Origin of the sequence: Hymenobacter sp., assembly GCF_035709525.1 — a bacterium.
Classification (GTDB): Bacteria; Bacteroidota; Bacteroidia; order Cytophagales; family Hymenobacteraceae; genus Hymenobacter.
Window position 1 is genome coordinate 1 of the sequence record NZ_DASTEP010000231.1, and the last position, 7,212, is coordinate 7,212.

Sequence of the window (7,212 nt, forward strand, 5' to 3'; positions counted from 1 at the left end):
TACCGTGACCTTGACGTAGCCTTCGGCATCGCGCCGTTGCTTTTGCAACTGGCGCAACTGCTGGCGCTCCGCATCGGTCAAGCCTACCTTCATGCTGCAAACTACTTACCACCTTTCGCTTTTCACTTCACGACAGGTTTATCTCTATGCCCGCCCCCCTCGCCGCCCGCGCCCTCACCATCGGCTACCCCGCCGCCCGCCCGCCTAAGCCCGTGGCCGGCCCGCTCGATTTCACCCTTCACCCCGGCGAGCTGGTGGCCCTGCTCGGCCCCAACGGGGCCGGCAAGTCGACCCTGCTGCGCACCCTGGCGGGCTTGCAGGCACCCTTGGCGGGGCGGCTTACCATTCAAGAGAAAGACCTCGCCACCCTCGGCCCCGCCGAGCGGGCGCGGCTGCTCAGCATCGTGCTCACCGATAGGGTAGAGGCTGGCGGCCTTACGGCCTTGGAATTAATAAGACTAGGCCGGCACCCGCACACGGGCTGGCTGGGCGGCCTCTCGGCCCACGATGAGGCGCAGGTGCACGCGGCCCTGGCCACCACCGGCACCACGGCCTTTGCCACGCGGCGGGTGGCCGAGCTCAGCGATGGTGAGCGCCAGAAGGTGCTGCTGGCCCGCGCCCTGGCCCAGGACACGCCCGTAATCCTGCTCGACGAGCCCACCGCCCACCTCGACCTGCCCAACCGCGTGGCCCTGCTGCGCTTGCTACACCGCCTGGCCCGCGACACCCAAAAGGCCATCCTGCTTTCGACCCACGAGCTCGACCTGGCCCTGCAAGCCGCCGACCGCCTAGCCCTGCTCACGGCTGAGGGCGCGCTGCACCTGGGCACCCCCGAAGACCTGGTACTCGATGGCACCTTCGCTGCTGCCTTTGCCCGCGAGGGGCTGACTTTTGATGCCGCTACGGGTACTTTTCCGCTGCACGCGGCGCGGGGCCCGGCCGTGCGGCTGGTGGGCGAGGGCCCGGCCGCCCTCTGGACGGGCCGCGCCCTGGCACGCGCTGGCTATACCCTTGCCCCCGGCCCCGGTGCCCTGGCCGAGCTAACGGTAAGCGAAGCCAATGCCCGCTACCACTGGCAGCTGCAAGGGGCGGGGCCGTCGCGCACCGGCACCACCGTGGCGGCGCTGCTGGCGGCCCTGCGGGCGCAGCTGCCCCTATAGCCCAGCAGCGCCTTTCAACTTCTGCGCCCTTCTGCGGGCTCTTCCGCGCCTTCCGCGGTGAAAACCCCGTTTGCCCCGCCCAGCCGCCGCCCCAACTACCCGCCTCCCCAGAGTAGCAACGTGGTGCCAGCAGCTTACCTCCTACGGCGGGAAGATTGCCCCCACGGCCAACAACGTATCGGCCGTGGCCGATAAGCGTTCAGGCTTTGCCTGGAAAGAAATAATCAACTGCCGCGTAGGCTCAACGCTGCCGCTGGCGGGCGGGCAGGCAGCGGGCGGGCGCGTTTGCCCGTATGGGAGGGCGGCGGGCGCGCTACTTACCGCCCCGGCCCGAGCTTAGCTTATGACTTCAGCGCCTACTTCAGCGAGTATGCTATCTAAAACTAATTTTACGCAGCGCGTGCTCATCGTGGTGAGTATCACGCTGCTGGCCTTGCTGGTGATGGCGGGGGCGGGGCTGGCCTTCAGCGTGCTGCTGCGGGTGCTGGCGGCGCTGCTCATTGCCTTGCCGCTGCGGGCGGTGGGCGACTGGCTGCACCGCCGCACCGGCATGAGCACGGGGCTGGGCCTGGCCCTTACTACGCTGGTGGTAGTGGCCTCGCTGGCGGCCATGTCCTGGCTGTTTTCGGCCCGCATCGGCGAGCAGGTGCAGAACTTGCAGGTGCAGCTGCCCATTGCGGTGCAAGACGTGCAGGCCCGCATCGAAGAAACGGAATGGGGCAAGTGGCTAGCCCGCGAAAACTTCAGCTACACCAAGGTAGTGGGCGGCTCGTCGGAGTGGATGAGCCGGGCCACGGGGGTTGTCTCGACCTCGCTCAGCATCGTGGCCGATGGGTACGTCATCACCTTTCTGGCCGTGTTCCTGATGCTCCAGCCCAAAACCTACCGCGCCGGCCTGGTGATGCTGGTGCCCACGGCCGGCCGCAAGCGCGCCCACGAGGTGCTCGACTGCATCAGCAGCACGCTGGTGAAGTGGGTGCTGGGCCGCCTGGTGTCGATGCTCTTCGTGGGGGTCTTTACCTGGCTGGGCCTCACCTTGATGGGGATGCAGATGGGCGCGGTGCTGGGCTTGTTTGCGGGGTTGGTCACGTTCATCCCCAACATCGGGCCCATCGTGTCGATGGTGCCGGCCGTGCTGCTGGCCTTCGTGTATGGCGGGCCGCAGCAGGCGCTCTACGTCATCGGTCTCTACCTGGTGGTGCAAACCTTGGAAAGCGCTGCCGTGTCGCCGGTGGTGCAGCAGCGGCTTATTCAGATGCCGCCCGCGCTCATTCTCATCGGGCAATTAATTATCGGGGCGTTTACCGGGTTGTTGGGGCTCACGCTGGCCACGCCCATCATCGCCATCATCATCGTGGTGGTGAAGATGTTATACGTGCAGGATGTGCTGGGCGATGAAGAGGTGAAAGTATAACTCGTGGCCGTTGCCCAGGCGCAGCGCCCCGGCGAGCCAGGTAGTCTCTGGCTGGCCGGGGCATTGTTTTTGACTGCTTTCTTCTAAACAAACATTTGTTTGTGTTTATTTGTAGTCGAAAAGAGCGTGCTGCCCGCGGCGGCCGTTCTGGCGCTACTCCCTTCCCACCCACGCGCAGCCCCGCCCATGCTGTTCAACCCCGCCCTCGAGCGCCTGCCGCTACCCCAGCTGCGCGCTCTCCAGAATGCCCGGCTCAGAGAGCAGGTAGCGTATGTGTACGAGCGGGTGCCCTTCTACCGGCAGAAGTTCGACGCGCTGGGTGTGCACCCCAGCACCTTCCGGGGGCTGGAGGATTTGACCAAGCTGGGCTTTACCAAGAAAACGGACTTTCGGGACAACTACCCCTTCGGCCTGTTCGCGGTGCCCGAGCAGGAGGTGGCGCGCCTGCACTGCTCGAGCGGCACTACGGGCAAGGCCACGGTAGTGGGCTACACGGCCGGCGACCTGGACATATTCGCCGAAGTAGTGGCCCGCTCGCTGGCCGCCGCCGGCTGCCGCCCCGGCATGAAGATGCAGAACGCCTACGGCTACGGCCTCTTCACGGGCGGCCTGGGTGTGCACTACGGCGCCGAAAAGCTGGGCCTCACAGTCATCCCCGTCTCGGGCGGCAGCACCGACCGGCAGCTACAACTTTTGCAGGATTTTCGGCCCGAAATCATCTGCGCCACGCCTTCCTACGCCCAAGTGCTGGCCGAGGAAATCAAGCGGCGCGGCATCAGCCCCGAAGCCCTCAACCTCCAATACGCCGTGCTAGGTGCCGAGCCCTGGACCGACGCCATCCGCCAGCAGGTGGAGGCCGGCCTGCGCGTGCAGGCCACCAACATCTACGGCCTCAGTGAGATAATGGGCCCCGGCGTGTCGCAGGAAGACGTGAACGAGCGCGGCACCGGCAGCTACGTCTGGGAAGACCATTTCTACCCCGAGATAGTAAACCAGCACACCGGCGAGCCCGTCGCTGAAGGTGAGCTGGGCGTGCTGGTTTTCACGACCCTGACCAAAAAGGCCATGCCCATCTTGCGGTATTGGACCAACGACATTACCAACCTCACCTACGACTACTCCGAAAGCCGCACGCACGTGAAAATGGGCCCCATCCGGGGCCGGGCCGATGATATGCTCATCATTCGCGGCGTCAATTTCTTCCACACCCAGGTTGAGGATATTCTGAATACGCTGCCCCAGGTCAGCCCGTACTACCAGGTAGTGGCCTCGCGCCGCGGCAGCCTCGACGAAGTGGAAGTAAGCGTAGAAATCGCCGAAGACCTGATGCGCGACCTGGGCCTGGCCACCGTGACTGCCGAAGCCGTGGCGCAGCACGACTGCCTGCGCGCGCTGCAAGGCTCGTTTGCCAAAAAAATCAAAGACAACATCGGCCTCAGCATGAAGGTGACGCTGCTCGGCTTTGGCACGCTGCCGCGTAGCGAGGGCGGCAAGCTCAGCCGCGTGCGCGACCTGCGGACGTGAACCTCACCCCCCAGCCCCCTCTCCAAAAAAGAGGGGGAGCCGACCGCAAACAGCCGTTTGCTACCGGTCAAAAGGCGTCCGGCTCCCCCTCTTTTTTGGAGAGGGGGCCGGGGGGGGAGGTTCCCCCGCTGAGCTTACGTAATTATATAAAAACTCAAACCCCAATGCCACCCAAACCCACGCCCCACCCCGCCCCGACGGCCCCGCCGCCCCCCACGGGCTCGGCGCGGGTGGCGAAAAAGCGTCGCCCCGAGCAGCGGCAGCTTATCTTGGACGAGGCGGCGCACTTGTTTAAGGAGCGCGGCTTTGGTAGCTCCTCCATGCGCGACCTGGGTGCGCGGGTGGGCCTCGACGCGGCTAGCATGTACAACCACATCAAGTCGAAGGACGAGATACTGGATACCATCTGCTTTCAGGTGTCGGATACCTACATCGCGCAGCTGACCGAAGTAGAGCAGATGACTGGCTCCTACCTCGAAAAAATAACCGAGCTGCTACGCCGCCACGTGCGCCTGATGACCACCCACGGCGCGGCCGTGTCGGTGGCCAACAACGAGTGGAAAGCGCTGACCGAGCCGCGCCTGACCGAATTTAAGCAGGCCCGCAAGCGTTATGAGAAAGGCTTTGCGGCCTTGATTGAGCAGGGCATCGCGGCCGGCGAGTTGCAGCCGGTGAACGTGTCGGTGGCCTTGTTTACGCTGCTCTCGGCCGTGCGCTGGGTCGAGCTGTGGTATCGGCCGGGCCGCGCGCTGTCGGCCGCCGAGCTAGAGGCCGACCTCCTTACCATGCTCCTCGACGGGCTGAAAAAACCACTCGCATGAGCCGCTTCCACAAACTCAAAATCAAGCATATCGCCCGCGAAACGCCCGACTGCGTGCGCGTGACCCTCGACGTGCCCGCCGACCTGCGCGCGGCGTTCCGCTTCACGCAGGGGCAGTACCTCACGTTTCGCCGCCTGCACAACGGCGAGGAGCTGCGCCGCTCGTATTCCATTTGCAGCAGTCCGCTCGACAATGAGTGGCAGGTAGCCATCAAGAAAGTGCCGGAAGGCCGCTTTTCGACCCTGGCCGTGGACGGCCTGCGCGCCGGCGAAGAGCTGGAGGTGATGCCGCCCGCCGGGCACTTTCACACCGCGCTGCACCCCGCGCAAGCCAAGCACTACGTGGCCTTCGCGGCGGGCAGCGGCATCACGCCCATTTTCAGCATCGTGAAAACGGTGCTCCTGACCGAGCCCAACAGCCGCGTGACGCTGGTGTACGGCAACCGCGGCCGCAACTCCATTATCTTCAAAGAAGCCCTGGAGGCGCTCAAAAACAAGTTTTTGCACCGCTTGAGCGTGTACCATATTCTGAGCCGCGAGCAGGGCGACGCTGACCTTTTATTCGGCCGCATCGACGAGCAGAAGGCCCGGCAGTTCCTCGAAAAAGTTGTACCCGCCAGCCAGATTGACGAGTGCTTCCTGTGCGGCCCCGAAGACATGGTAAACGGCGTGCGCACCGCCCTGACCAGCGCCGGTGTAGCGCCCGAAAAGATTCACTTCGAGCTGTTTGGCTCGGCCAATGCCGGCAAAGCCGGCACGGCCAAAGCCAAGCTGCCGCCCGTGGGCGAAGACGATAAAAAGAGCCTCGTAACACTGAAACTCGACGGCGGCGCGCGGCTGTTGGAAATGTCGTACTACGGCAACACCATCCTGGATGCGGCACTGGAAAGCGGCATCGACGCGCCGTATTCCTGCAAAAACGGCATGTGCAGCACCTGCCTCGCCCGCGTCACCAACGGCCGCGTGGAGATGGACGTAAACTACTCGCTTTCTGAGGCTGAGGTGGCGAAAGGCTACGTGCTCACCTGCCAGGCGCGGCCGGTGACGGAGCAGGTGACCGTGGATTTTGACCAGTAAGTGAAGTAGCAAGCAAAAACGTTTGTCATGCTGAGCGCAGCGTAGCGGAGTCGAAGCATCTCTACCGCTTCGTTGCTAAGCGTCAGAAGTTAGTTCACCGGTAGAGATGCTTCGGCTACGCTCAGCATGACACACGTTTTACAAAATATTAACTAATCAATAACCAGTATGGATACGCTAGCAGCCCCCGTCCTCACGCAGGAAGAACAGTTCCAGGCCCGCATCGACGCCGACGTGCGCATCGAGCCCAAAGACTGGATGCCCGACGCTTACCGCAAAACGCTCATCCGGCAGATTTCGCAGCACGCGCACTCCGAGCTGGTGGGCATGCTGCCCGAAGGCAACTGGATAACCCGCGCCCCTTCGCTCAAGCGCAAGTCCATCCTGCTCTCGAAGGTGCAGGACGAGGCCGGCCACGGCCTCTACCTCTACAGCGCCGCCGAAACCCTGGGCACCAGCCGCGACCAGATGCTGGCCGACCTGCACTCGGGCAAAGCCAAGTACAGTAGTATCTTCAACTACCCCACGCTCAGCTGGGCCGACATGGGCTGCGTGGGTTGGCTGGTCGATGGCGCGGCCATCCTCAACCAGGTGCCGCTGTGCCGCACCAGCTACGGGCCCTATGCGCGGGCCATGGTGCGGGTGTGCAAAGAGGAAAGCTTCCACCAGCGCCAGGGCTTCGAGGTGATGCAAACGCTGTGCGAAGGCGCGCCCGCCCAGAAGGAGATGGCGCAGGAAGCCCTCAACCGCTGGTGGTGGCCCACGCTGATGATGTTCGGCCCCAAAGACTCAGAATCGCCCAACACCGAGCAGTCGATGAAGTGGCGCATCAAGCGCTTCACCAACGACGAGCTCCGCCAGAAATTCGTGGACATGATGGTGCCGCAGGCCGAGTTCCTGGGTCTCACCGTGCCCGATGAAAAGCTGCGTTGGAACGAGGAACGGAAAGCCTACGACTTCGGCGAGGTGAACTGGGAGGAATTCTGGCAGGTAGTAAAAGGCAACGGCCTCTGCAATGCCGACCGCCTGCAAGCCCGCGTGCAAGCGCACGAAGAGGGCGCCTGGGTGCGCGAAGCCGCCAACGCCCACGCCGCGAAGCGGCGGGCGCGGGCGGCGGCCTAACGCGGGCACCTCACCCCCCGACCGCCTCTCCAAAAAAGAGGGGGAGCCGACCGCAAACCGACGTTTGCTATCGTTCGAAAGGCGTCCGGCTCCCC

At 64.2% G+C, this 7,212-nt stretch carries 6 protein-coding genes; all 6 read left to right on the forward strand.

Annotation, left to right across the window (positions count from 1 at the left end):
- The first annotated feature begins 146 nt into the window (after nt 1-146).
- The 6 genes from VFO93_RS20255 (at nt 147) to paaA (ending at nt 7,117) form a co-directional block, all read left to right on the forward strand.
- Nucleotides 147-1,160, forward strand: coding sequence for an ABC transporter ATP-binding protein (locus VFO93_RS20255; protein ID WP_325136214.1), 1,014 nt, complete (start codon nt 147-149; stop codon nt 1,158-1,160).
- 370 nt (nt 1,161-1,530) lie between these two features.
- Nucleotides 1,531-2,574: an AI-2E family transporter gene (locus tag VFO93_RS20260; protein ID WP_325136215.1), complete on the forward strand. Its 1,044-nt coding sequence runs from the start codon at nt 1,531-1,533 to the stop codon at nt 2,572-2,574.
- Between the two features lie 186 nt (nt 2,575-2,760).
- Complete coding sequence (locus tag VFO93_RS20265; protein ID WP_325136216.1) at nt 2,761-4,098, forward strand: phenylacetate--CoA ligase family protein; 1,338 nt, start codon at nt 2,761-2,763, stop codon at nt 4,096-4,098.
- 164 nt (nt 4,099-4,262) lie between these two features.
- Nucleotides 4,263-4,919: a TetR/AcrR family transcriptional regulator gene (locus tag VFO93_RS20270; RefSeq protein WP_325136217.1), complete on the forward strand. Its 657-nt coding sequence runs from the start codon at nt 4,263-4,265 to the stop codon at nt 4,917-4,919.
- Complete coding sequence (paaE, locus tag VFO93_RS20275; protein ID WP_325136218.1) at nt 4,916-5,995, forward strand: 1,2-phenylacetyl-CoA epoxidase subunit PaaE; 1,080 nt, start codon at nt 4,916-4,918, stop codon at nt 5,993-5,995. The genes VFO93_RS20270 and paaE overlap by 4 nt, the downstream gene beginning before the upstream one ends.
- Before the next feature lie 168 nt (nt 5,996-6,163).
- Nucleotides 6,164-7,117: a 1,2-phenylacetyl-CoA epoxidase subunit PaaA gene (gene paaA / locus VFO93_RS20280; RefSeq protein WP_325136219.1), complete on the forward strand. Its 954-nt coding sequence runs from the start codon at nt 6,164-6,166 to the stop codon at nt 7,115-7,117.
- Nucleotides 7,118-7,212: the final 95 nt, after the last annotated feature.

What these genes read in the sequence shown, in the direction of transcription:
- VFO93_RS20255 (WP_325136214.1), top strand. Translation starts at nt 147, where the DNA reads ATGCCCGCCCCCCTCGCCGCCCGCGCCCTCACCATCGGCTACCCCGCC.
- VFO93_RS20260 (WP_325136215.1), top strand. Translation starts at nt 1,531, where the DNA reads ATGCTATCTAAAACTAATTTTACGCAGCGCGTGCTCATCGTGGTGAGT.
- VFO93_RS20265 (WP_325136216.1), top strand. Translation starts at nt 2,761, where the DNA reads ATGCTGTTCAACCCCGCCCTCGAGCGCCTGCCGCTACCCCAGCTGCGC.
- VFO93_RS20270 (WP_325136217.1), top strand. Translation starts at nt 4,263, where the DNA reads ATGCCACCCAAACCCACGCCCCACCCCGCCCCGACGGCCCCGCCGCCC.
- paaE (WP_325136218.1), top strand. Translation starts at nt 4,916, where the DNA reads ATGAGCCGCTTCCACAAACTCAAAATCAAGCATATCGCCCGCGAAACG.
- paaA (WP_325136219.1), top strand. Translation starts at nt 6,164, where the DNA reads ATGGATACGCTAGCAGCCCCCGTCCTCACGCAGGAAGAACAGTTCCAG.